Origin of the sequence: Roseibacillus ishigakijimensis (assembly GCF_016595415.1) — a bacterium.
GTDB classification, from domain to species: Bacteria; Verrucomicrobiota; Verrucomicrobiia; order Verrucomicrobiales; family Akkermansiaceae; genus Roseibacillus; species Roseibacillus ishigakijimensis.
Window position 1 is genome coordinate 22,222 of sequence record NZ_JAENIO010000015.1, and the last position, 25,150, is coordinate 47,371.

The 25,150-nt window shown below is 61.2% G+C and carries 18 protein-coding genes and 1 pseudogene; 10 read left to right on the top strand and 9 right to left on the bottom strand.

The features are described 5' to 3' along the window. Window positions 1–3 precede the first annotated feature (3 nt). Window positions 4–987, bottom strand: coding sequence for a BON domain-containing protein (locus tag JIN78_RS07585; RefSeq protein ID WP_200391350.1), 984 nt, complete (start codon window positions 985–987; stop codon window positions 4–6). 72 nt (window positions 988–1,059) lie between these two features. Then, entirely contained in the window at window positions 1,060–2,112 is a 1,053-nt protein-coding gene (locus JIN78_RS07590) for a M42 family metallopeptidase (RefSeq protein ID WP_345778144.1), read from the bottom strand. 181 nt (window positions 2,113–2,293) lie between these two features. Here JIN78_RS07590 and JIN78_RS07595 point away from each other — a divergent pair, with 181 nt between their 5' ends. The 9 genes and pseudogenes from JIN78_RS07595 to ispF all read left to right on the top strand — a co-directional run bounded on the left by JIN78_RS07595 (window position 2,294) and on the right by ispF (window position 14,151). Continuing rightward, window positions 2,294–3,337 (top strand): aldose epimerase family protein, encoded by a 1,044-nt coding sequence (locus tag JIN78_RS07595; RefSeq protein ID WP_200391351.1) that lies wholly within the window; start codon window positions 2,294–2,296, stop codon window positions 3,335–3,337. An 84-nt stretch (window positions 3,338–3,421) separates the two neighbouring features. Further along, window positions 3,422–4,009 (top strand): annotated as a pseudogene (locus JIN78_RS17965) (YdcF family protein). 185 nt (window positions 4,010–4,194) lie between these two features. Then, window positions 4,195–6,735, top strand: coding sequence for a DUF7133 domain-containing protein (locus JIN78_RS07610; RefSeq protein WP_200391354.1), 2,541 nt, complete (start codon window positions 4,195–4,197; stop codon window positions 6,733–6,735). A gap of 125 nt (window positions 6,736–6,860) precedes the next feature. Continuing rightward, window positions 6,861–7,928, top strand: a complete 1,068-nt coding sequence (locus tag JIN78_RS07615) for an LOG family protein (protein ID WP_200391355.1) — start codon at window positions 6,861–6,863, stop codon at window positions 7,926–7,928. A 677-nt stretch (window positions 7,929–8,605) separates the two neighbouring features. After that, a complete protein-coding gene (locus JIN78_RS07620; protein ID WP_200391356.1) occupies window positions 8,606–10,816 on the top strand; it encodes an NADP-dependent isocitrate dehydrogenase in 2,211 nt (736 codons plus the stop codon). Window positions 10,817–11,422: 606 nt separating this feature from the next. Continuing rightward, window positions 11,423–12,202, top strand: coding sequence for an AAA family ATPase (locus JIN78_RS07625; protein WP_200391357.1), 780 nt, complete (start codon window positions 11,423–11,425; stop codon window positions 12,200–12,202). Further along, a complete protein-coding gene (locus JIN78_RS07630; RefSeq protein WP_200391358.1) occupies window positions 12,199–12,804 on the top strand; it encodes a retron system putative HNH endonuclease in 606 nt (201 codons plus the stop codon). Before JIN78_RS07625 ends, JIN78_RS07630 begins: the two co-directional genes overlap by 4 nt. 78 nt (window positions 12,805–12,882) lie before the next feature. Continuing rightward, window positions 12,883–13,632, top strand: coding sequence for an inositol monophosphatase family protein (locus JIN78_RS07635; protein ID WP_200391359.1), 750 nt, complete (start codon window positions 12,883–12,885; stop codon window positions 13,630–13,632). A gap of 3 nt (window positions 13,633–13,635) precedes the next feature. Next, window positions 13,636–14,151, top strand: a complete 516-nt coding sequence (gene ispF, locus JIN78_RS07640; RefSeq protein ID WP_234037865.1) for a 2-C-methyl-D-erythritol 2,4-cyclodiphosphate synthase — start codon at window positions 13,636–13,638, stop codon at window positions 14,149–14,151. Between the two features lie 22 nt (window positions 14,152–14,173). On the opposite strand, the gene JIN78_RS07645 is transcribed toward ispF, so the two are convergent. The 6 genes from JIN78_RS07645 to secG form a co-directional block, all read right to left on the bottom strand. Further along, window positions 14,174–17,443, bottom strand: a complete 3,270-nt coding sequence (locus JIN78_RS07645; protein WP_200391360.1) for an efflux RND transporter permease subunit — start codon at window positions 17,441–17,443, stop codon at window positions 14,174–14,176. Then, the gene (locus tag JIN78_RS07650) at window positions 17,443–18,708 is read right to left on the bottom strand and encodes an efflux RND transporter periplasmic adaptor subunit (protein ID WP_200391361.1); all 1,266 of its coding nucleotides are present in this window, start codon (window positions 18,706–18,708) and stop codon (window positions 17,443–17,445) included. The genes JIN78_RS07645 and JIN78_RS07650 overlap by 1 nt, the downstream gene beginning before the upstream one ends. Before the next feature lie 24 nt (window positions 18,709–18,732). Next, window positions 18,733–20,166 carry an efflux transporter outer membrane subunit gene (locus JIN78_RS07655; RefSeq protein WP_200391362.1) on the bottom strand — a complete coding sequence of 478 codons (1,434 nt, stop codon included), beginning with the start codon at window positions 20,164–20,166 and terminating at the stop codon, window positions 18,733–18,735. Next, window positions 20,163–20,798: a TetR/AcrR family transcriptional regulator gene (locus JIN78_RS07660; protein ID WP_200391363.1), complete on the bottom strand. Its 636-nt coding sequence runs from the start codon at window positions 20,796–20,798 to the stop codon at window positions 20,163–20,165. The genes JIN78_RS07655 and JIN78_RS07660 overlap by 4 nt, the downstream gene beginning before the upstream one ends. Before the next feature lie 277 nt (window positions 20,799–21,075). Further along, on the bottom strand, window positions 21,076–22,332 hold the full coding sequence (locus JIN78_RS07665; protein ID WP_200391364.1) for a rhomboid family intramembrane serine protease: 1,257 nt from the start codon (window positions 22,330–22,332) through the stop codon (window positions 21,076–21,078). Window positions 22,333–22,341: 9 nt separating this feature from the next. Further along, a complete protein-coding gene (gene secG / locus JIN78_RS07670) occupies window positions 22,342–23,010 on the bottom strand; it encodes a preprotein translocase subunit SecG (protein ID WP_200391365.1) in 669 nt (222 codons plus the stop codon). A 191-nt stretch (window positions 23,011–23,201) separates the two neighbouring features. Between secG and JIN78_RS07675 the strand changes: the two genes are divergently transcribed. Continuing rightward, window positions 23,202–24,662 carry a C39 family peptidase gene (locus JIN78_RS07675; RefSeq protein ID WP_200391366.1) on the top strand — a complete coding sequence of 487 codons (1,461 nt, stop codon included), beginning with the start codon at window positions 23,202–23,204 and terminating at the stop codon, window positions 24,660–24,662. On the opposite strand, the gene JIN78_RS07680 is transcribed toward JIN78_RS07675, so the two are convergent. After that, complete coding sequence (locus JIN78_RS07680; RefSeq protein WP_200391367.1) at window positions 24,656–25,042, bottom strand: aspartate 1-decarboxylase; 387 nt, start codon at window positions 25,040–25,042, stop codon at window positions 24,656–24,658. The two genes, JIN78_RS07675 and JIN78_RS07680, sit on opposite strands and share 7 nt — an antisense overlap. Window positions 25,043–25,150: the final 108 nt, after the last annotated feature.

Consider the following 25,150-nt stretch of genomic DNA (forward strand, 5'->3'; position numbering starts at 1 on the left):
AACTTAACGCACTAATACCTCGACTTGCCCCGCCAACTCACTTCCCGCCTCCGTCATTTCGAAAGGGACGATTTTCAGGCGCTCTTCTGCCAATCCCTGCGAGACCAGGAGGGATCGCACCACTGCCGCCCGAGCGCGGGCCTGGGCCGACGACTCCCCCTCAGTGGGATGAGCCCCGATGACGAAGGTCACTTCCTCGCTCTGCTCCTGGAGAATCCCATGCAAGCGGGGAAGCAGACTCGCGCTCTCCGCCGTCAGAGCCTCGCCGGAGGCATCCAGCCGCAGAGTCCATTCCACCAGCTGGCGACTGAGACCCCGCAGCGCTTCGCCTTCCAAAGGAGACTCGCTGGTCCGGGAGGGAAAATGATAAAAGGAGGGAAATCGCAGCAGCACATCGCTGACCCGCACCTCCTCCCCCAAGGAGCGGGCTTGCTGCAAAATCTCCTCGGCCATCGCCGGGGTCGCCTCTCCTTCTAGCGAAAGCCGCGAGCCGAGCAGCGCAAAGGCTCGCTCTCCCGGCGGCTGGAAAAAGGCCTGCAGCCACGCCCGCCAGGCAGCGGCATCCTTGCCCGCCAAGGTGACCTCCGCGCGTTCGGCCAGCTCACCCACCGTTTGATCCCCCAGGGCAGACAAAAGCTCCTCCCGCCAACCAGTCGGGACGATTCCCCGCAAAGAGATCTCTTCCTTTTCCCGCCGAAACCGCAACCAACCCTCCACCACCAGACGGTTGTCAGCCAATCGTGCTCCGGGCAGGGCACTGACCAATTGCCCAATCCGCCGGGCGTCGGCCTCTTGCTGCACGAATCCGGCAATGGTCACGTCGAGGTAGTCAACGGTCACGCGGGGTTCCCCCACTCCTTCCGCGCGCAGAAGAGCCTCCACCTCCGCCACCCGGCGCGGCAGGGACTCCTCCCGATAGGCACGGGTCTGAAATTTCAGCAGCAAGGGGACGAGCAGTAGGGCCGCCAACACGATCAACACTCTCACGTCCCCCACCCTGCCTTCTTCCCGGACCGGACAAAATGACAAACTCTGTCCTGCCTACTGACCAGCCTTCCTTCAGGCCGACCAATCCCAGTCGGCAAGGTGGCAAACGGCATCGGCGAGCAGGTCGATGCCGCCCTGGATATCGTCCTTGTGACTCATCTCAATCACCTGGTGAATGTGCCGGGTCGGGATGGAGATGGCCCCCGCAATCGATCCCCCGGGGCTCATCCGCTGCAGCCCGGCCGTATCCGTGCCACCAGCGGCGAGAATCTCGGGCTGCCAGGTGATGCGCTCTTCCTTGGCGCGCTCCTTCAGATAGGCCACCATGCGGCGGTCGCAGATGGTGGAGCTGTCCATGATCTTGATGCCCACTCCTTTGCCCAGCTCGGTGCAGCGCTCCTGGGGCTTGGACCCCGGAACATCGTAGGCAATGGTGGTATCGAGGCCGAAACCGAAGTCCGGCTGAATCTCCAGCGCGGAGGCATTGGCTCCCCGCAGCCCGACTTCCTCCTGCACGGTGAAGACGGCATAGAAATCATAGCTCGGAGTCTGGTCCTGCAGCTTCTTGAGCGCCTCGATGAGGACAAACACCGAAACCCGGTTGTCGAGAGACTTCACATTCACGCAATCGCCCATCTCGATGAGACTGCGCTCGCGCGTGACGGAATCCCCCACTTCCACCAGCTTCTTGACCTCGCTGGCGGGCAAACCCACGTCGATGAAGTAATCCTGCAGCTTCACTCCCTTGGTGCGCTCTTCCGGTGCCATGATGTGAATGGGCTTCGAACCCATCACCCCGATGACGTCCTCGCGGCCATGCACGATGACCCGCTGCGCGGAAAGAGTCTTGGGATCAAACCCGCCGAGGGGATTGAAGCGAATGAACCCCTTGTCGTCGATATGAGTCACAATGAAGCCGATCTCGTCCATGTGAGCAGCGGCCATCGCCTTTTTCTCGGAAGACGCTCCTTTTTTGAGGGCCACCACATTGCCCATGGCATCAACGCGCACCTCATCCACCAGACCTTCGATTTCCTTCAACACAAGGTCGCGGATGGGCTTCTCGAATCCGGGAGCGCCGGGGACTTCACAAATCTTTGCTAACAATGGGACATCAATGGCCATGCCGGACGCTAGCAAGAGACATGCCGCACTCAAGGCCACAAAGCGGCTGCGCCAAAGAATGTCTCCATTTCGCGATTTCGTCTCCTCGGAAAGAAGCTTTTCCGGCTGGTTCCCCTGCTCTCGCTTCGCTAGCCTCCGCCATGTCGAACAGGGCAACCGCCCGCCAAAAAACCGAAACACGATGACGGCAAAACCTTACGGAACTCTCTCAAACGGTCGCGAGGCCACCCTTTTCACGCTCACCAACAAGAACGGAATGGAGGCGAAAGTCACCGACTACGGGGCCATTCTGGTTGGCGTGTTGGTGCCAGACAAAGATGGCACCAGCAAGGACGTCACTCTCGGTTTCGATGACCTCGCGGGCTGGGAGCAGGACACCTGTTACCTCGGAGCTACCGTGGGCCGCTTCGGCAACCGCATTGCACACGGGAAGTTCTCCCTCGATGGCAAAGACTACCAGATGGTGCTCAACAACGAGCCCAACGGCGTTCCCTGCCACCTTCACGGCGGCACCGTCGGGTTCAATTCCGTCCTCTGGGAAAGCCGGGAAATCGAGAATGGCGTCGAGTTCACCTACCTTTCTGCCGACGGCGAAGAAGGCTACCCGGGCGAAGTGACCGCCAAAGTGCGCTACCTCCTCACCGATGACAACGAGCTCATCTGGCAAGCGGAAGCCACCACCACCGCCGCCACGCCCCTGAACATGGTTCATCACAGCTACTGGAATCTCTCGGGCGACAGCAGCCAACGCATCGAGAGCCAACGCTTGCAATTGGAGGCCGACCACTACCTCCCCACCGACCCCGGCCTCATCCCCACCGGGGAAGTCGCTCCCGTCGCAGGCACACCCCTGGACTTCCGCCAGGCCACCGTCATCGGAGAGCACATTGAGGATGACTTCGAGGCCCTCAAGTTCGCCGGAGGCTACGACCATGCTTGGGTGGTCAATGGCGAAGGCCTCCGCCTGGTGGCCACCCTGAGCGATCCCGCCAGCGGACGCAGCATGACCCTGCACAGCGAGCAACCGGCAGTTCACTTTTACGCGGGCAGTTTCCTGGAAAGCGCCGTGCCCGGCAAAAACGGGCAGCCTCTCCTCCCCCGCACCGGACTTTGTCTGGAGACTGAACTCTACCCCGATGGACCGAACAAGCCAGCCTTCCCCAACTGCATCCTGCGCCCCGGCGAAACCTACCGCCACACCATGGTGCACAAGTTCAGCTGGTGAGGCTCTTCCCGCCATCAAGTTCGTAAAGGGCCGCAGACTTGAGCTCACCCAGTGGCTTCCCCAGCACCTCCCCTGCAACCGAAGATGAAACGAAAACTCCGCAGATTCATGCTTTGGTCCGCTGGGGGCCTCCTTCTTTGGGTCCTCTTCGTTGCAGTCTCCATTTGGAGCCATGGGAACAAGGACTTCGCCCAAAAATCCGACTGCCTCATCGTCCTCGGTGCCGCCGTCCAAGGCGAACAACCCTCTCCGGTATTCGAAGAGCGCATTCAGCATGGACTCACGCTATTCAGGGCAGATATGGCCCCGATCCTCATCTTCACGGGGGGCTTCGGACCGGGAGCGAGCCATGCCGAAAGCGAAGTCGCGGCCTCCTATGCGCAGGCAAGCGGCATCCCCGAGGACGCCATCCTGACGGAGAACCGCTCTCGCACCACGAGCCAGAATCTGGCCCAAGCCTAGGCTCTCATGAATGCGGCGGGGCTGAAATCTGCCATCATCGTGAGTGATCCCTTGCATCTCAAGCGCGCTTCCCTGATGGCCAAAGACCTTGGCATCCGGTCCGTCACCTCACCCACGCCCACCTCCCGCTACCGCTCCCTTAAAACAAAACTCCCCTTTCTCCAGCGCGAAATCTACTTCTATCATCACTACGCGATAACGGGCCATTGAGAAAGTTCGCTCCATGAAGAGGAGAACCCGTGGAGCGGAGAGTTCTCGTTCCCACTTTTCGGTGGAGGCCCTGAAAAGACCGCTCGACCACCCTTGCGAGGTCGGCCCTCGTTTTCCTTGGTGACCACTTTTCGCCCTGAGCAAGATCTGGTCACTGGGTCCGTAGTCTGGTTCCTTTTTCACCCATGCGACCGCTTACCCTACTCACCCTCGCCCTGGGCAGCCTCTGCGCTGCTGGAGAGCAGATCGATCTCGTCACTCTAGGCGAGGAAACCTTCTCCAGCCTCGGCTGCATCGAGTGCCACTCGGTCTTGCCCGACGACTCCTCGGTCAAGACTGGCCCGGGACTTTACGGACTCTTCCAAAAAGAGGCGCGCGACCATCGCGTGCAGGCGGCGGACGCGAAAAAAGAAGTCACCGCCGACCGCGCCTTCCTCCTCCGCTCCTTGCGCGAGCCCACCGCCGAGCTGGCGCTGAAGGATGAGAACGAGGCCTATCTGCCGGTGATGCCGCCTTACAACGAGCAACTGCTCCCCAACCAAAAAGTCGAAGCTCTCTTCGCCTACCTCCAGACCCTCAACGACCCGGCCCAGGCGGGTCCAAGTGAGGTGCTGGTCGAGAAAGTCGGCGAAGCAGACCAAGGGGGCGCCCTTGCCGATGCGGCGGAAATCCTCGTCACCGATCGCACCCGCATCTTCCGCGCCCGCCTCGGCAAGACCTCGGCCCGCGCAGTCCACGTGGGCACTCCAGTCGGCATCAATTACAGCTTTGATCCCCGCACCCTTTCCATTGAACGCCTCTGGTGGGGCGGCTTTCTCAATCTGCGCGAAGAGCTCTCCGGTCGGGCCGGCAAGGTCTCGCGCCTCGGGGAGCAAGCACAGGAGGTGGAGCTGGGCGGCTCTCTCCTCGCCCCCCTCGACCCCGCCACCGGCCAGCCCATCGACCTTTCTTTCAAGTCCCCGACCCACGCCGATGAGCAACAAATCATTGCCAACATGAAGGGCGCGGCGGAGTTTCTCGATCAACTGGCCGAAGCCTCCGGGCACTTTCTTGGCTACGAAGAGGGCGAGGCTCCGACCTTCGTCTACCGGGTGGGAGCCAACACCTTCCAAGTCCGGCTTGCCATCAACGCCGAGGGCGCGGCCAAGCTGACCTTGCAAGGGCAGCTGACCCATCCCCAGACCTTCCGCCTCTCCCCACTCATTCGCGGACAGGCCGAGGACTGGACCGTGCGCCAACTCCCCGCCGAGCTGACCTTTCAAGTTCCCGTCAAGCCCGCCTGGCGTCCCTGGGAAGCCCAAAGCCAACGCGAACCCCAGGCGGTGGTCACCTCCGCGCCCGACAAGCTGGTGCTCCCCACCGGCTACGGCGCGGAAGTCATCCAACCCCCTCTCGACGTCAATGGCCGCCGCCAGCTCTTCGAGCCCATGGGCATGGCCGAGACCGCCGAGGGAGCCCTCATCGTCTCCACCCGCACCGCCGGACTTTGGAAGTTGCAAAATGGCCAATGGCAGCAAATTGCCGAAGGCCTTCTCGATGCCCTGGGCCTTGTGGTGGAAGACGAAAACACCCTCGTGGTGGGGCAAAAACCCGAACTGACCCGCCTGCGCGACACCGATGGCGACGGCTGGATGGACCGCTACGAAACCCTCTGCGACGACTTCCTCTTCACCCACAACTACCACGAATATCTCCACGGCCCAACCCGTGGCGCGGATGGCAACTACTACATCCAGCTCAATCTCGGTCACCGCGGCAACCCCAAGAATAACCACATGGCTGGCGGCAAGTTCATGGGCACCCAGGGGGGGCTGCGGGCCTGGGCCTTGCAGGTGACACCCGAGGGCCAGATGACCCCCTTTGCCAATGGTCTGCGCAGCCCCGCCGGACTCGCTACCGGCCCCGATGGGCGGCTCTACTACACCGAGAACCAAGGAGAATACGTGGGCACTTCCAAGCTCTTCGTGCTGGAGAAAGACAAGTTCTATGGCCACCCCGCCAGCCTCATCGATCTGCCCGGCCGCCATCCCGACTCCCCGGAGATCGCTTGGGAAAAAGTCCAGCAGAGCAAGGAAAAAGCCCTCGCTCTGATGCCGCATTCCCGCCTCGCCAATGCTCCCGGCAGCCCGGCCTGGGCTCCCGCCGAGAGCGATTTCGCGCGCTTTGCCGGCCACATGTTCGTGGGCGACCAGACCCTCTCGCAAATTTTCCGCATTTTACCCAAGGAAGACCACGAGGCGGCCCTCATTCCCTTCGCCCACGGCTTCGCCTCCGGGGTCATGCGCCTGCACTTTGCTTCCGACGGCAGCCTCTTGGTGGGCCAGACCGGACGCGGCTGGCGCGCCCAGGGGGGCTCCGAGGACGGACTGGTCCGCCTTTCCCGCGCGGAGGAGTCCCTCAGCAACGAGCTCCTCGACCTCACCCGCGAGGGGGCAACCTTTACCCTCCACTTCGCCGAAGCCCTGGCCCAAGCCCCCGCCGCCGAGGCTCTGACCGTCCAGAGCTGGGAATACCACGACAGCCCTGACTACGGCTCCAAGGAGCTACGCAAGACCGATTGGAAGATTACCCGAGTCTCTCTGGGAGAAAACCGCCGACAACTGCAGGTGACCCTGCGCGAGCTCACCCCCCCGGAGGACAATCGCGTTTTTGCCCTGGAGAGCAAAAGCCTGCCCGGCACCAAAGGCGATCTCCTGCAGGCCTACTACTCGCAAACCGTGCGCTGAACCCCGCCCCGGCTCCCTCTGGCTGAGAAAAACTTGCCCCGCCCGGGGGAAAGCGCGTTATACTCCCAAGCCCCGCGAAGAAAAGTTCGCGGGGCTTGCTTTTTATCCCCTTAACCCATCTTCCCATGCCCAAAGTCCGCCTCTCTGGAACCGTCCTCGGCCCCGAGGACCCTAGCCGCTCTGCCCGCGCCCGCCTGCTTTTCCACCTCTTCAATGCCGGTTGGGATATCTACAATTCCAATGGCGACCAACAAATCACCCTCGCCAATATCGAGGAGAAAATCATCGAATCCGACGCCTTTGTCTTCACCCCCGGCGCCAGCTTGCAAGACCTCTTCAAGGCCATCTCGGTCTTTGTCGGCTACCAGACCCTCGACAAGAATCTCGCCAACAAACCTACTGTCATCCTCAACGACGACGGCTCTTGGGACCCGCTCTTTCGCCTCCTGGAGCATCTCCACGACCGCGGCACGGTGAGGCAGAATTACCGCGACTACCTCCTCATCGTCGACAGTCCCTCCGGGGTGGTGAAGGCCTTGGAAGAATTCCGCGACAAAGGACTCCCCCCCATCGATCGGGAAGCCATCGAGGATCATCCCCAGCTCCCCGCCGACGCCAAGACCCCACCCCCGACCGATCTGCAGGGGCGGGTCTGCGTTTTCTGCTCCGCCACTATCGAGAAAGAAGGCTACCTCGCCGATGGCGAAGAGCTGGGCCGGCAACTGGCAGAGCACAAGCTCGGCTGTGTCTCCGGAGCGGGCAAATCCGGCGTCATGGGTGCCGTGGTGCGCGGCTCGGTCGCCGCCGGCGGCTGGACGGCGGGCTCCAATGTCCCCCACATCATTCGCTTGGAGGGGCTCCCCGAAGGACTCTCCTACTTCTGGTTACGTGACGACATCTACACTCGCATGGAGGTGATGATCGAGAACTCCGAAGCCTTCGTCATCTTCCCCGGCGGCTCGGGCACCGTGCAGGAGCTCCTCGCTCTCATGATTTTCCTCGAACAAGGCGATGCCATGATGAAAGGCAAGCCCGTGGTCATCTTCAACCGCCGGGACCAAGACGGCATCGCCTTCTGGGATCCATTGATCAAACTGCTCGAGAACTACTGCTGCCAAGAGCAATTCACCGTCGTCGACGACCTCCACGCCATCGTGCCTACGATTGAAGAAAAACTCGCTCGGCAGGAATGAGGGGGGCTACTTGGACTAAGAGGGATGAGATTGACGTCCTTTTGAGAAGTTTGAACCGCAGATTGACGCGGAGAGACGCAGATTGACGAGGCTTTGAGTCATTTTGGTTTTTTGACGGAGGTTTCTGAACTCCACCCTGTGAAAGGGCTTCCTCCAGAGTGGAGGATGCTATTGTGCGAGGACGAGGGCTCCTTACCTGTCTTCGGCGCCAAAGGTGCCATCCATACCAGCCCCGGACGCAGTCCGGGGTTCGGAAAGGCGTGGAGAAAAAGAAGGGTGATGACGTTGCACCAAACAACGTTCCCGCCGCGACTGGGAAAACGCCGACGGAGAAATCGAAGCGATGTGTCCGTCAGCCATTGCCTTTCGACCCAACATCGCCCTTCGAATCCCCACGGCATAGACGGTCTTCGGGAGGACCTAAGAACTTCACAATCACCCGCTCGACCTCAATCTCTCTTCTCCTAGATCCGGGGGCTCCGCTGCGCTCTACCCCCGGCTACCCTCTGCCGTCCCTTCGGGACTCAAAACCCCGTCAATCTGCGTCCCTCCGCGTCAATCTGCGGTTCGTCTTCAAAAAATTTCCCTCCTCGCCAGCAACAACAAAGCACCCGGAAGCCTTTCTATAAATCATTGCGAAAAGCCCCTCCTTCCCCTAAACCAAGCGGCACGTAATCATGTCAACGCCAACCATCATTTACACCAAAACCGACGAAGCTCCCGCGCTCGCCACCTACTCCTTCCTCCCCATCATCGAGCGCTACGCCCAGGCCGCCGGAGTCCAGGTCGAACTGCGTGACATTTCCCTCGCCGGGCGCATCCTCGCCGTCTTCCCCGATTACCTCAGCGAAGACCAGCGCATCGCCGACGAGCTCTCCAACCTCGGTGCCCTGGCCAAGACCCCTGAGGCCAACATCATCAAGCTCCCCAACATCTCCGCCTCCCAGCCCCAGCTCAAGGCCTGCATCACCGAGCTGCAGAGCCAGGGCTACAACATCCCCGACTACCCCGACACCCCCTCCACCGATGAGGAGAAGGACATCAAGTCCCGCTACGACAAGGTCAAGGGCTCGGCCGTGAACCCCGTGCTCCGCGAGGGCAACTCCGACCGCCGCGCCCCTCAAGCCGTGAAGGAATTTGCCAAGGCCAACCCCCACCGCATGGGCGCCTGGAGCAAGGACTCGCAGACCAACGTGGCCACCATGGCCGCCAACGACTTTGCCCACAACGAGAAGTCGGTCACCATCGCTTCGGCCGGTGAGGCCCGCATCGAGCACGTGGCCGAGGATGGCACCGTGACCGTGCTCAAGGAGTCCGTCCCCCTTCTTGAGGGCGAAATTCTCGACGGCACTTTCATGTCCAAGAAGGCTCTCCTCAACTTCCTCGCCGAGCAGGTGCAGGTGGCCAAGGACAAGGGCATCCTCTTCTCCCTGCACATGAAGGCCACCATGATGAAGGTCTCCGATCCCATCATCTTCGGCCACACCGTGCGCGTCTTTTTCCGCGACCTGCTCGCCAAGCACGGCGACCTCATCGACCAGCTCGGCGTCAACTTCAACAACGGTCTCGGCGACCTCACCGGCAAGCTCGCGGGCGGAGAAGCCACCCAGCAGCTCGAAGCCGACTTGGCCGCCATTTTGGAAAATGGCCCCGACCTCGCGATGGTGGATTCCGACAAGGGCATCACCAACCTGCACGTGCCCAGCGACGTCATCATCGACGCCTCCATGCCCGCCATGATTCGGGACTCTGGCAAAATGTGGAACAAGGCGGGCGAGCGCCAGGACTGCCTCGCGGTCATCCCCGACTCCTCCTACGCCGGAGTCTATCAAGCCACCATCGATTTCTGCCGCGAGAACGGCGCCTTCGACCCCACCACCATGGGCACCGTTCCCAATGTGGGCCTGATGGCGCAGAAAGCGGAAGAATACGGCTCCCACGACAAAACCTTCGAAGCCCCCGCCGACGGCACCATCCGCGTGGTGCAGGGCGACGAGGTCCTTCTTTCCCACGAAGTGGAAAAAGGCGACATCTGGCGCGCCTGCCAAGCGAAGGACGAGCCCATCCGCGACTGGGTCAAGCTGGCCGTCAACCGGGCCCGCGCCACCAGCACCCCCGCCGTCTTCTGGCTCAATGAAGAGCGGGCCCACGATGCCGAACTCATCAAGAAAGTGACCACCTACCTCGGCGAGCACGACACCGAAGGCTTGGAAATCCACATCATGTCCCCCGTCCAGGCCACCGAGTTCACCCTCCAGCGCCTCAAGGACGGACAGGACACCATCAGCGTGACCGGCAACGTGCTGCGCGACTACCTCACCGATCTCTTCCCCATCCTCGAGCTCGGCACCTCCGCCAAGATGCTCTCCATCGTGCCCCTCATGAACGGCGGCGGCCTCTTCGAGACCGGGGCCGGTGGCTCCGCCCCCAAGCACGTGCAGCAGTTCCTCTCGCAGAACTACCTGCGCTGGGACTCCCTGGGTGAATTCCTCGCCCTCGCGGTCAGCCTGGAACACCTCGCCAACAAGTTCGATCAGCCCAAAGCGGCCATTCTTGGCAAAACCCTCGACGAAGCCACCACGCAGTATCTCCTCAACGACAAGTCGCCCACCCGCAGCGTGCCCGGCAACGACAACCGCGGCAGCCACTACTGGGTCGCCCGCTACTGGGCCGAGGCCCTCGCCGCCCAGAGCGAGGACAGCGAACTGGCCGCCGAATTCGCCCCCATTGCCAAGGCCCTGGTGGAGAACGAGGAAAAAATCACCGAGGAGCTCCTCGCCGTGCAAGGCCAGCCCACCGACATCGGCGGTTACTACAACCCCGACTTCGACAAAGCCAGCACCGCCATGCGCCCGAGCTCGACCTTGGCCACAAGCCTGCAAGGGTAATTTCTTACCTCATCATCAGCCCCGAATCCTCCGATGAAACTCCGCGGATGCCTCTTGAAAGACCTGCCACCCTTTGGGGAGCAGGCCATGGAATTCCCGGAGCTTCCGGCGGGGGCCCAAGGGGCTGAGATTCACTTCATCACCGGCGTCAACGGTGCGGGAAAGACGCGGTTTTTGAGTGTCTTGGAAGCGGCGTTGGGGAATTCAAGTGATCTTGATGCAAGGACTAAAGATCGTGCCAGTGTTGGAGTTTGGGGACAGGTTGACGATTTTGATGAAAATGATCCAACCTACCGATGGTCAAACGGTGCCACCCTCCTCAAAACTACGTTGGGATTCAACTTTAACAAAAACGAACCTGATTTCTCGGCGTTTCGCGAGCATCAAATCGGCGATGAAGTTGTCGACTCACAACTAATAATTAATCCAACAACCGGTAGAAGAATTCACAAACTTGATTTTTCTATTATCGAAGGAGTTTTCGCTCTTTCCTTCCGCGGTAGCCTGAAAATCACCAACTCGTCCATTCAAGCACAAGCCCCAGTTAAGCTTGGCTCGCTAACAGACCACCTCTCCTTAAACCAAAGGCCCGAGGGCGAGTCCCAGATGATCGCGCAGGCGCTGGCGAACATCGTTTCGATGGGGTCACAGGAGGTGATGCAAGAAATCACCGATGGACGCTACGGGGCCCTTCTCAAGAAAGTGAACAAGGTCCTAGGCGACTTTCTCAAGCGCAAGACCGCTTTTTTCGTCGATAGCCGACGGGAAAGAATCGCGCTCAAGGTCCTTCTCGGCTCCGAACGCATCGACCTCGATCATCTCCCCGACGGCTTGCGCTCGATCATTGCCTGGCTCTTTGCCACCATCGCCAAGCTTGAGGTGGCTTTTCCCGATGATTCGGACCCACTGGAGCGCGAGTTTATCATGATTCTCGATGAGCCGGAGACCCACCTCCACCCGGCTTGGCAACGCTACGTGCTCCGCATTGCACAGGAGCTTTTCCCCAATGCCCAGTTCATCGTAGCCACCCATTCCCCTTTCATCATCTCCAGCATCAACCGCGGTTGGATTCACATCCTCAACACCTGTGAGGACGACGGTCTCGTCTACTTCGGTGAACCCCAGCCGTGTAGCGAAGGCGACACCTACATGGATGCGGTGGAAGATGTCCTGGGGATCAAAGAACTCTACGATCCGGAAACCGAAGACCTCCTCGCCCAGTTCCGGGAACTGCGTCAGCAAGTTCTCAGCAACGGCTTTGAGGGGGAAACCGAATTGCGCAGCTTAATGATGAAGATTGGAGCGCGCAGCAAGTCACTGGAAAATATGATGGGGCGCGAACTCTTCCAGCTCGACAAAGCCAAGCAAATGGCGGCGGCGTCATGAGAAAGCAAGTCCGCCCCCCAGCCCCCGACGTCTTCCAGAAGCACGCCGACTCTTGGAACGCCCGCTGGGTGGCCCTGCGAGCGAAGAACCCCAGCGCCCGCTTCAGTTGGTATTCGGCCGAGGGCCAAACCGCCCGCGACTGGGCTTTGCCCGCTCTCAAGGTAATGAATCAGGGGCACTGCTCATTCTGCGACAACTTTCCTCTGGATGCTGGCGATCACCCAATCGAACACCTTCGCCCCAAAACCCATCCTGACTACCAGCACTTGGCCTATGCTTGGGAGAATCTCTACTACTGCTGCACCACCTCCTGCAACGGCTTCAAGCGGGAGCGATTCGACGAGGAGGTTCTCAGCCCTGACGCGGACGATTTTGAGCCTTTGCGCTACTTCTATTTTGACACCACCACTGGCGAAGTATTGCCACACCCGTCCGCCTCGGCAGCGAACCAAAAGCGAGCGAAAGTCACCATCGACCTCTTTGGACTGAACAAAGACGAACGCCCCAAGCTCCGCCGCTTGGAAATCCAAAAATGGGCCGGACAGCAAGAGAACAGCAACTTAAACGTGGACGATTTTGGCTATCGTGAGTTTCTGGCCTGAAAGCGCCCCCCTTTTCCCCGACATTCTTTCGGCAAGGCCGGGGTTTGCAAAAGCGGTCGTTCCTGATAAGCCCGCTCTGTGAGCTATCTCGATACTGCCATTGCCGCTGCCAAGGACGCGGGCCAACTCCTGCGCGACCACTTCCATGCCGATAAGAATGTGGACGAGGCCCTCCACCACGACCTCAAGCTGGAGCTGGACCGCAAGTCCCAGGACCTCATCTTCGACCGCATCGCGCAAGACTTTCCCGACCACGCCCTCTACGGCGAGGAGGGCCTGGGCGGCAACCAGCAGTCGGAGTTCCAATGGATCGTGGATCCCATTGATGGCACGGTGAACTTTTTCTACGGCATCCCCCATTTCTGCGTCTCCATCGCCATGCGCCAGGGCGACGAGATTCTGGTGGGCGTGATCTACGACCCCATGACGGGAGAGCTGTGGACGGCGGAAAAAGGAGGCGAGGTCCTTCTCAATGGCCAGCCCCTGCGGGTGAGCAAGCGCGAGAAGCTGGAAGAAGCCATTGTCTTCATCGGTTGCGGCAAGGATGAAGAAGCGCTCAAAATCGGTCTCGAACGCTTTCGCAAGGCCTCCCTGCGCTGCCGCAAGATGCGCATGATGGGGAGCGCCGCCCTCGGGATGGCCTACACCGCAGCGGGACGACTGGACGCCTATGTGGAATCCCGTATTTCGCTCTGGGACATCGCGGCGGGCAAGCTGATTCTCGAAATGGCGGGCGGTTCCTGCGAACTCGTGCCCAATGCAGAGAACCCCGACATTTACGCCATCAAGGCCAGCAACGGCCTCATTCCCATCGACGAAGTGCTTTAAGTGATGTTTAAGAAAATTGATTCTGACCCGACTTGGATCCCGCTGGTGGGCACGGGCTACGATGTCCATCAGTTTGCCGAAGGACGCCCGCTCATCCTCGGTGGGGTGGAGATTCCGCACACCCACGGACTCCAAGGTCACTCCGATGCCGACGTGCTCTCCCACGCCATCGCCGACGCCATTCTAGGAGCGGTGGGCCTGCCCGATATCGGCCACTACTTCCCGCCGGGCGACCCGGATTGCGCCGGCATTTCTTCCCTGAAGATTCTCCAGAAAGCAGCTGAACTGGTGCGGGAGCAGGGGGGACGCTTGTGCAATGTGGACTCCGCCCTGGTGGCCGAGGCACCCAAGGTTCTGCCCCACGCGGCGGCGATGAAGGAAAACATCGGAGCGGCTCTCGGGCTCTCCCCCACCCGCGTCGGCATCAAGGCCACCACCAACGAGACCATGGGCTTCGTCGGTCGTCGCGAAGGCATCGCCGCCCTCGCCAGCGCCAGCGTGCTGATGCCGGAGGACTAAGGGCCGACCCCACTTTTTTCCGCTAGCTCACTTTTACTCTTCGCCCCGCCCACTTCAGCAGGCGCTCGATGTCGTCGAGGACGACGTAGACCGCAGGGACGAGGAAAAGGGTGATGAGGGTGGCGAAGATAATGCCAAAACCGAGCGAAACCGCCATCGGGACGAGGAATTTGGCCTGCATGTCTTGCTCAGCGAGCATGGGCAGGAGTCCGGCAAAGGTGGTCAGCGAGGTGAGCAAAATGGCCCGGAAGCGCCGTCCTCCCGCCTGCAGGGCGGCCTCCCGCGCCGAACCCAGCTCCGCGCGGTGGCGATTGACGAATTCGACCAGGACGAGGGAATCATTGACCACCACCCCCGCCAGGGCCACGAAGCCGACCATGGACATGATGGACAAGTTCATCCCCAACAACCCGTGCCCCCAAATGCCTCCAATGAGACCAAAGGGGATGACGCTGAGGATGATGAGCGGCTGGAAGTAGCTCTTTAGCGGAATGGCGATGAGGACATACATCACCACCAGGGCCGCCAGGAAGCCCATGCCAATCTCGCGCACGGAATTGGCCTGATCCTCTTGCTCACCCTCGAAGCCCCAGGTCACGCTGGGGAAGCGCGCGTTCAGCTGGTTGAGCACTTCTTCGGTGTAGCGGGCCACCACTTCGTTGGCATTGGTCTCCCCGTCCACGTCGGCGGTGATCTTGATGGAACGCTTGCGATCGGTGCGGTTGATCACAGCGGGACCACTGCCGAATTCCAGCACCGCAATCTCACTGAGCGCGACCCGTTCCCCGGCCGGGCTGACCAGCTCCAGCTTCTCGATGGTCTCCACTGTGCGGCGATCGTCTTCCGGCAAGCGCACCATCACTTTGACCTCATCGCGGCCCCGTTGCAGCCGCTGCACTTCGTTTCCGTAAAAGGCATCGCGCACCTGGGCTCCGACTTCGCCCAAAGTGAATCCCAGGGTCTCGCCCGCCCGGGTCAGGCTCACGATTTGGATTTCATCTTTGCCCGCCCGACTGCTGTCCGCGATGTCGATCACGCCCTGGTAATCATTGAGCCTTTCTTTGGCAAAGGCGGTGGCGGCTTCCAATTCCTCCAAATTTGTCCCGGTCAGCTTGAGGTCGATGGCGTTGCCACCCGCCGCTGTCTCGGCCTTGAAAGACAGCTCCACGACCCCCGGAATGGCTCCGACCAGCTCCCGCCAGGCTTCCACCAATTCATCACTGCCCGCTCGCCGTTGGGCCGAGGGCACGAGTTCGATGGTCACTTCGCCAAGATGGGAGGCCTTGGGCGGCCCGCCGGGAGTGAATCCCGTCAGGAAAGGCTGGGTGCCACTGCTGGCCAGGATATGCTTCACCACCGGCTCCCCGTTTTCGGCGCGATACCTCTCACCCAACTCCACGGCCGCGGATTCGATTTCTTCCACGATGCGTTGGGTTTCGCTGAAGGGCACCCCTTGCGCCAGTTCCAGCTTCGCGCTCAAGACATCGCCTTCTACCACCGGAAAGAACTCGGCTTTGATGCGTCCCGTCCCGACCACGGCGAGGCTGACGACAAAGACGGCGAAGAAAAGAGCGATCATGGGATAGCGCCACCGCAGGCCGAAGTTGAGGGCTGGCTGGTAGACCTTGCGAATGAAGCGCAGCAAACCCTCGGAGATGAGGTGTTGCAGCCAAAAAAGAAAGGTCGAGAGCGCAAGGATCCACTTGAGAGGATTCCACGCGGCCATCTTTTTCCAGCGGGGCTCGCGCTGGCGCTCCTCTTCGCTCTTGGTCGGTCCCAGCAGCGCTAGGTGGGAGGGCAGCACGAACTTCGATTGCACCAGCGAAAAGAGCAGAGTGGGAATGACCACCAGCGGAATATTGGGCCAGATTTTTCCACTCACTCCGCTCAGCCCCAGCATGGGGGTGAAGGCCACCACCGTGGTGAGAACGCCAAAGATCACCACCGTGCCCACCTCGTGAGTGCCTTTCCAGGCGGCCAAGGAGGGATGTTCGCCACCTTGAATGCGCGAGTAGACATTCTCCCCCGTCACGATGGCATCATCGACCACGATGCCGAGCACCAGGATGAAGGCGAAGAGAGAAATCATATTGATGGAAATCCCCATCATGGGCATGAGCCACATCCCCCCGGCAAAGGAAACGGGGATGCCCAGCGCCACCAGGAGCGCCAAGGACGGACGGAGGAAGAGGGCGAGCACCACCAGGACGAGGAGGAGGCCGGTGACCGCGTTGCGGGCGAGCAAATCGATGCGCCCTTTCAAAATCTCGCTCTGATCGTTCCAAATCCCGAGCTGCACCCCATCAAGCGCTTGCTCATTTTTCCAAGCAACGTATTCCTCCACCAGCTTGGCCAGGCGGGTGGTGTCCTGCTCGCCCACCCGGTAAACGTTCACCACCACCGCTTCGCGCTGGTCGTAGTCCACGCTCAGATCGACGTCCTCAAAACCATCAATGAGGTCGGCCACCTGCTCCAGCCGCACCACCGAGCCATCGGCCAAGGTCTTGACTGGCACGCGGGCAAAGTCGACCGCGCGAAATTTCTTGCCCACCGTGCGCACGATGAGTTCGCCACCCTGGGTGCGGATGGAGCCGGCGGGCAAATCGACCGAGTAACGGCGCACCGCTTCCGCCACTTGCCCGAGGGTCAGCCCCAGTTCCTGCAAGCGTTCTTCGCTGACTTCCAGCGAGATTTCGTAGGGGCGGGTGCCCGCGATAGAGACCTTGGTGATGCGGGGCTTGCCCGCCAAGGCATTGCCCACGAAGTCGAGGAAGCCCGGTGCTTGCCGCGACTCAAAGGCCAGCAGCTCATCCTTCATCTCCTCCGCCAGTCGATTGAGGGTGGCTTCATCCGCTCCGTCCGCGACCAGGGTGATAGCCATCACCGGGGAAGTGATGACCACCTCTTCCAGAATGGGCTTCTCTGCTTCTTCCGGGAAATTGTCGATGGCATCGACGCGGGTCTTCACGTCATCCATCACATTGCGCACCTCGTAGCCGGTCTCGACTTCGATGGTCACCGCCCCCGTGTTTTGCGCGGAGGTCGAGGTCATTTTTTTGATGCCCAGGACATCGGCGATGGCCTCCTCCACGGGCACCACCACCCCGCGCTCGACCTCCTCGGGGGTGGCATTGGGATAGGGAATGGAAACGGTCAGGGCATCAAAGGCGGTGTCGGGAAAGATCTCCTTGCGCACCTTGAACCAAGTCGTCACCCCTGCCAGCAGGACGGCCAGCATGAGAAAGTTGCCCGCGACGTGATTGCGGGTGAACCAGCGAACAGCGCCTTCCATCACTCGCCCTCCTCTGCTGGGGTTTCCGCGGCCACGGTCACCGGGGTGCCTTCCAGGGCTCCCGTCAAGCGCGTGAGCACGACCCGCTCGCCCGCCTCCACCCCACTGGTGGCCAGGACCGTATCAGGAGTGGTGCGCACGATTTGCAACTGGCGAAAAGTCAGGGTCTCATCGGCAGCGACCACCGCCACCCGATCGCCCTCGCGCACCGCTTCCCGGGGAATGACCACCGCTTCGTTGAGAGCCTGCCCGGTCAAGGACGCTTCCACAAACAAGCCCGGCGGAGGAAGACGGAGCTCGCCCTCGCCATCGGTGGGCTCCACGGCGGCCACCACCCCGGCGGTGAGCGCGCCGCGACTGACCTCGCCCGTGGTGCGCACGATGCGGGCCGGCCAGGACACAGAGCGCGTGCCCAGAGTGCCGGTGAGAGTGACCTCGCCCTCAACCTGGCCATCGGCATCGCGGCGCAAGAGCGCGTAGTCCGCGAGCTTGAGAGGGAGTTCCACTTCGAGACTTTCCTCCGAAAAGAGAGTGGCAATGCTGATGCCGGGAGCAAGAACAGCCCCCACTTCCACCGACTCCTCGCGCACCACGGCATCGAAGGGAGCCCGGATAATGGTTCGGTCCAGGTTCCGGGCCGCGCGCTCGATTTCGGCTTCCGCACTGGCGATATCGGCTTCCGCGCTCGCCACCCGGGCCCGCGCGCTTTCCAGCTGGGGCTTGCGCACCAGCAGGTCGCTGGGCTCTCCCCCGCCCAGCTGTTCCCAGTCGCGCAGCGCCTGCTCGCGGCGGGCTTCTTCCTGCTCAATGGCCAGGCGCGCTTCCGCCAAAGCCTGTTTCGCCTTGTCGCGAGTGGCCTTGGCCTGCTCCAGAGCCGCCCGGTAATCGGCCGGTTCGATGGCGACCAGGATTTCATCACGCCGCACCCGTCCCCCGGGCACGAGTTTCTCATTCACCTCGGTCAACTTGCCGGAGACCTCCGCCGTGAGAGTCACCTCGCGTTGACTCTCCACCACCCCCTCGGCCACAATCTCCGCTCCGCCACTGGCCTGGCCGACCAGGGCCACCGCCACCGAACGGGCCAAGGCCGCTTCTTCCGCCTTCTTGACGGCCTGGGGCTTTGTTTTCACCAAAATCCAAACTGCCGCCACCAGGGCTGCCAGAATCCCCAGCACGGCCACAAAGCTCAGCACCGCCCGCAGGGCCGTCTGCCGCTCGGCCTCCATCTCCTCGTGCGATCGTTCCGCTTCCAACTCTTCACTCATGATTTGCTCGTTTTCTAAAAATGTTCACTTGCCACGCACCTTGAAGTCGCCGCCCAGCGCGAGGTGCAGATCGACCCGGTTCTCAAGACGCTGCCGCCGCAGGGTCACGACCTGACTGGCGATTTGCGTCCGCTGCCCCTGGGCCTCCAGCACCGTCAAGACATTATCGAGACCATCGGCATAGTCGCGCACGGCGGCCTCATCGGCAGCCTCGGATTCAGCCAAAGCCCGCTCCGCAGCCGCGAGGCGTTCGTCGAAAAAGGCATCCGCGACGAGGGCTTGTTCCACCTCGCCAAAGGCAGCGAGCACTTTGCTCTGCAAATCGGCCAAGGCCCCTCGCTCACTGCTCTGGGACAATTCGTAATTGGCCCGCAACTGCCCGCCGGAAAGAATGGGCGCGGTCAGGTTGCCCCCCAGCGACCAGACCCCGAAATCGCTTTTCAGCAGATCCTCCAACTGCGAAGAGCTGCGCCCCGCACTGCTGGTCAGGGAAATACTAGGAAAACGCGCCCAATGAGCCACCTCCCGATCCTTGCTCGCCGCGGCAAAGAGTCGCTCCGCCTCCAAGACATCGGGGCGACGCTGGAGCAATTCACTGGGCAGCCCCACCGGCGGCTTGGTCGGCAGCGAGGGCAAGGTCACCCCCTGCCCCGCTTGTCCCGCCGGGTAACGCCCGACCAGAATCTCCAGCTGGCGCCGCGCCCGCTCCGCTTCGGCCTGCCAGCTGACAATCAACTCTTCGTTATTGGCCACCTCGGTGCGAGCCAGCCGCAGCTGCGCCGCCGTGCCCCCGTCTTCACTCAGGGCATTGGCGAAGCGCTCGTGCACCGCTGTTTCCAATTTTTTGCGCAGCCCGAGGGTGTATTGGGAGAGGGCGACCTGCTCCTGAGCTTCCCCCAAGGCGAGCCAGGCCTTCACCACCTGCCCGGCCAGGCTGGCCCGCGCAGCGCGATAGGCATTCTCCTCGGCCCCCACGCGAGCGAGGTCGGCAGCCTGCCCGGCCGCCACCTTGCCCCAGATATCGGGCTCCCAGCTGACATCCAAGGAAGCCCCGAAATTAGTCGAAAGCGAAGAGAGCGGCCCGCTCGATCCCGGAATGGGCAAACCGACGAAAACCTGTTTGTTGCGGTTGCCATTGAAAGTGCCGTTGAGCTGCGGCAAGGAGGCCGCATTGGAAGCCTCGGCCAGAATGACCGCCCGCTGCACCTTCTCCCGGGTCGACTGCAAATTCGGATTGGCCGCGATGGCTTCCCGCACCAGCGCCTCCAGGCGACTATCGCCAAAGCGCCGCACCCACTCCTCATCGACCCCCGCACGCCCCGGCCCACTGGCCACCCAGGATTGTGGGGCCATCGCAGTGACCGCCGCCATCTGCGAATCCGGCACCGAGCCCACGCCACAGCCCGCCACCAAGACCAAGAATCCGGCCAGACCACTCCAAATCACTACCTTTTTCATGCGCGCAACCCTCCTTCACAAAAATTCAACACCTCGTCCAAGAGCTCCTCCAAGCTCCAGTTCTCCTGCCCGTGACCCTCCGCTATCTGGCTGAAAGCCTCATCCGGAGTGAGGGCGTCGGCCATCACTGCGAAGCAAAATTTCAGCTGCAAATAAGCCCGCTCCTCACTGAGTCCGGGCACCGCCACCTGCAAGGCCACGACCACCTGCCGCATCATTTTCTGGAAATCAACCAACACCTCGGACGGCAAACAAGCGGCCCCCTCCCCCACCATGCGTGACTTGAAACGAGCAAAGAGGCGTTGGCGAAACTTCCGCTCACACACCCGCTCAATCAAGGGGCGGAGAAAGGCTTCCACCACCTCCCGCACCTGAGGCGGCTTTTCCTGTGCCAAGAGCTCCTTCAGCCGCGCCATCCGCTCCCGATTCGCGGGCAAAACATGACGCTTGATGACCGCATTGATGAGGTTCTCCTTGCTCCCGAAGTGATAATTCACCGCCGCCACATTGGCACCGGCCGCCGCCGTGATTTCCCGCAAAGAAACCGACTCGAAACCCTTTTCCGCAAAGAGTTCCTCTGCCGCATCCAAAAGCCGCTCCTGTGTTTCCTGCTTCTCGTTCGCCCGATCCACGGCCGCAATCTAGGAAAACCCGCCCTCGTGTCAAACAATTGTTTGAAACGGTTGTTTTTCTCCTTCAGGAAGCACCTCACAACTCCGTCACCACGAGCCGTTCGTCTCTTTCAGAGCGTTGAGTTGGCGTTGCAGAGCATTGAGCCGCCATTGCAGAGCATTGAGCCGCCGTTGCAAAGCATCGAGACGCCGTTGCAGAAACCGCAGAACCCGAATCGCCCGGTTATGCCTGCGGTGCAGCCTTGAACCTCACCAGATAGCCAAAGCGTCCTTGCTCCTAAAAACCCCGCATCCGAATCACCGCCAAAATGGCACCGCCGATCACGACCAGCCCGGCCAGCACACCCAGAATCCGATCGGTCGTGGTGGCGCGGGGGCGATGAGCGGAGCTGGATTTGGGAAAAACGATGGCGGCATAAACGGCTCCCGCCAGCAGCCCCCCACCGTGGGCCCAGTTGTCGATGAAGTTGTAGCCCACAAAGCCGACCACAAAGGTGAAGACCACGGCCGCGATGAGACGACGGGTCGCACGCTGGGGCACGAGCTTGCCGTGCAGATACTCAAAGGTCAGCACGAAGCCCAAGAGCCCCATGATGCCACCGGAGGCTCCCACCGAGGGATGCTCCGGCAAGCCATGGGCAGAGGCCATTCCACCCGCAATCATGGAGACGAGAAAGACGAGGGCGAAGTGGGGCCAACCAGCCATCACCTCGGTGCGACGGCCGAGATAGAGGAGCCCGAGCCCGTTCATGACGATGTGGAGGAGCTGCCCGTGGAGCAAAGGCGCGGTGAGCAGACGCCAGCTTTCTCCATGAAAGTAGCCGATCCCGTTCATCGATTTGACCAAGCCCGCCTCGGGCAACCCGGCCAAAGTGAGCTCGCCATTCCAAGTCGCAAACGGGAACCAAAGGGAATTGAGGAGGCTGCCGGATTGGGGGAGCCCTTTGAGGGCCTGCACGAGGTAGACCCCGACGAGCATGCCCATGAGGGTCTTGGTGGCCGGGATATGCTGGCGCCGAATCCAGATTTCGAAGCGGACTTCTTCGGCCTCATCGGCCAGCGTCGCGGCATTCAAGCGGCGGGCCCGGCGGGTGCGTTTCCAAGCTTCGTAGGCGGGAATGCCGGCAAACATGAGCCAGAGAACGGCGAAGATGCCCAGCTCCTGGGAACGAAAGAGGCGTCCTTCGGCGAGGGCCTGCCACAGGAAATAGATAATGGGGAGCGCGAAGAGAAAGGCCCGGAAGCGGGAGCTCCCCCAATCCATCTCGGAAAGCGCCGCCTTGCGCTTGCGCAACACAGTAAGCAAGCGGGCGTCCTCTTCAGGCGGAAAACACCGTTCGCGCTCGGGCGTCCAAATGAGCCCGGCAGGCTCGTTGATGCGGCCAAGGTGGGCTTCCAACTCGCCAAAGTCGTAAAAAGCGCGGGCCTGGCCTTTTCCCAGCAAGACCCCGTAGGGAGCACCGGGAGGCTTTTCAGGAAAAATCTGTTCCCGCCGCCAGACGGGCAGGTCCGACTCACTGTCCTGCCCGCTCATAAATGATCCTTATTCGCCGGCGGATTGTTCGTCCGTTTCGGCGGGAGTTTCTTCGCCAACCGCCTCTTCAGCGGGAGTTTCCTCTTCAGCGGGAGTTTCCTCTTCAGCGGGAGTTTCCTCTTCAGCGGGAGTTTCCTCTTCAGCGGGAGTTTCCTCTTCAACCGGAGCTTCCTCGGTCGCTGGGGTTTCTTCCGCAGCGGGTGCTTCTTCTTCGGCCGCAGTTTCCTCAGAGATAGGAGCTTCTTCCGCAGCAGGAGTTTCTTCTTCAGCCGCAGGTGCGGTGGCGGTCTCGATGGCCTCCAGAAGTGCGTCTTCCTCACTGCTCAAATCGATGGTAGCGGGAACCTCCGGCGCGGGGGCCGCAGATTCCTCACCAGCCACGGGCTTGAGAGTGGTGAGCCCCTGGGCCTTGTTGGAGCGGCCTACCAGGATGCCCAAAATCAGGCTGAAAAGGAAAAAGAGAATACCCAACACCACGGTGGACTTCTGCAGGAAGCTCGTGGTGCCAGCTCCGAGCAGCTGGTCGGTCATGCCGCCCCCGAAGGCCGCGCCGAGGCCTTCCTGCTTGGGACGCTGCATCATGACAACGAGAATCATGAGAAGACTGATCACCACCAGAGCGATGATGAGGAGAGTGATGGCAATATTGAGGCCTGTTGAAGCGGCTACCAGAGTCATGGGCGGCGGACTATGGGTAAGGGATCTGGAGTTGTCAAAAGAAGTTTCACGCAATGCGATGGCGGCGCAATACGGGCGGAGAAAGGGACCAGGCCCGGACCCGATGTGGAATGGATAAGAACTTGAGCCAAGCTTTTCACTTTTCGCACGTATCATCCTATGCCAGATTTTACTGAATCGATTTTTAACCCATGAACCGACTCCCCTTCGCCTCTTCCTTAACGGCCTTACTCCTGGTCTCCACGCCGATCCTCAGCGCTCAGACCGTTTCCATTACCCAGAAATCCACCGGCAAATCCCTTTCGGTGAAGATCCTCGGCTACTCCGAGGGCGAAGTCCGCTTTCGGGCCAATGGCCGCGTCTATGAATTGGCGGAGGACAAACTCACCCCCGACAGCTTGGACCGGGTGAAGGAGGCCCTGGCGGCAGCGGGCAAGCTGACAGCGAGCCTGGGGGTCTTGGGCGAGAAAGCCAACGAACTGGCGGGCCACTCTCTTTTCGGAGAGAAGTCCCTTTGGCAAGAACCTGCCGAGGAAGTCGCCCAACGTCTGCGCCTCCCGCGCGAAAGCCGTAAGGAGGACTCCAGCAGCTACCGCCTCTATCCCCCCAGCGACTACTTTTTCCTCGGTGCCCACCCCTACTGCATCACCCTTTACGGCAATAGCGAGCACCAGCCGGAGAGTTTCTCCCTAGTCTACGCCAACAAGGGCGACTTCGGGAGCACGATGGGACGCGGCGAGGATCACTTCAAAAAAGTGCACCCCGACAAAGAGCTGCCCACCACCCTGGAAGAAGCCATCGAGCTGGATGCGGAATTGATCGCGACCACTCTCAGCGAGCTCCTGGGCGAACCCGAGGACCAATATTACGGGGAGAAAGAAGACAAACGCCGGGTCAAGCGCTGGGATCTGGGCGACCATGCCTTCCTCCTTTCCACCATGGACGAGGAATACACCAGCTTGCTGATCGTGCCCACCGAAGTGGCTGATGCCGAGGGCAAGGTGGAATTCATCGCCGACTCCGAGATGAAAAAGCAGCAGGCGGGCAATCTGCGCCAGGAGGACAATGGCGACGTCTGGATCGACAACATCCCCATGGTGGACCAGGGTCCCAAGGGCTATTGCGCCCCAGCGACCTTCGAGCGGGCCATGCGCTACATGCGCATCCCAGCGGACATGTATCTCCTCGCCACTGCGGCTACCGCCCCGGGCGGAGGCACCAATACCATGAAGCTCTCCGACGATTGCAAACGCATCGTGCGCAGCAAGGCCCGCAAGATCCGGGAACTGGAGCTGGATGAGGATCTGGACCTGAAGACGGTGCGCAAATACATCGACAAAGGAGTGCCCATTCTCTGGCAGATGTGCAGCCTGCCGAACTACAATCAAATTGCCAACACCCGCACGATCCAGCGGAGCGAGGTGGAAAATTTCGAAAAATGGGCCGAAGAGATTGCGGAGGAAGCCGAGAAGGTCGCCCCCGGGCTAGCCATCCCCGCCAATCACCACATCTGCATGATCATTGGCTACAATGAAGCGACCAAGGAACTGGCGGTCAGCGACTCCTGGGGTCCGGAATACGAACTGCGTTGGGTCCACGTCGACATCGCCAAGGCCGTCACCAGCCAGGGAGGCTTCGTGATCGACTATTGACTCTCGCCGTAGGGCACACGCTCGCGCGGGTTCTCCGGACCCGAGCGGGCCACGACCTCGTTCTTCTCGTTCATCACGATGCGGCGGGCCACGACCGGCCCCTCCGAGAGGCCCCAGGCCATGATGGTCACCCGCTCCCCTTTTTTAATGCGGTGGGCAGCCCCTCCATTGATGATGAAGTCGGTGCCGTCGGCCCCCCGCTGGGCGTAGGTTTCCAAGCGATTGCCGGAGGTCACCGAAGCGACGAGAACCTTCTCTCCTTCCACGAGGTCGACTTCATCCATCAGATTCCCGGGCAGCTCGATACTCCCTTCGTATTCGATATCGGCTTGGGTGATGACCGCACGATGAATCTTGGATTTGAGGTATTGCCGTAACATGATTCTCGCGCACTCTTCTCTCCCGACAGCGGAATCGTCAACGGCGAAAACGAATTTTCATGGCCGGGGCGAAGGAGTCACCCCCTCCGCCGACGATGTGGGAAAGGG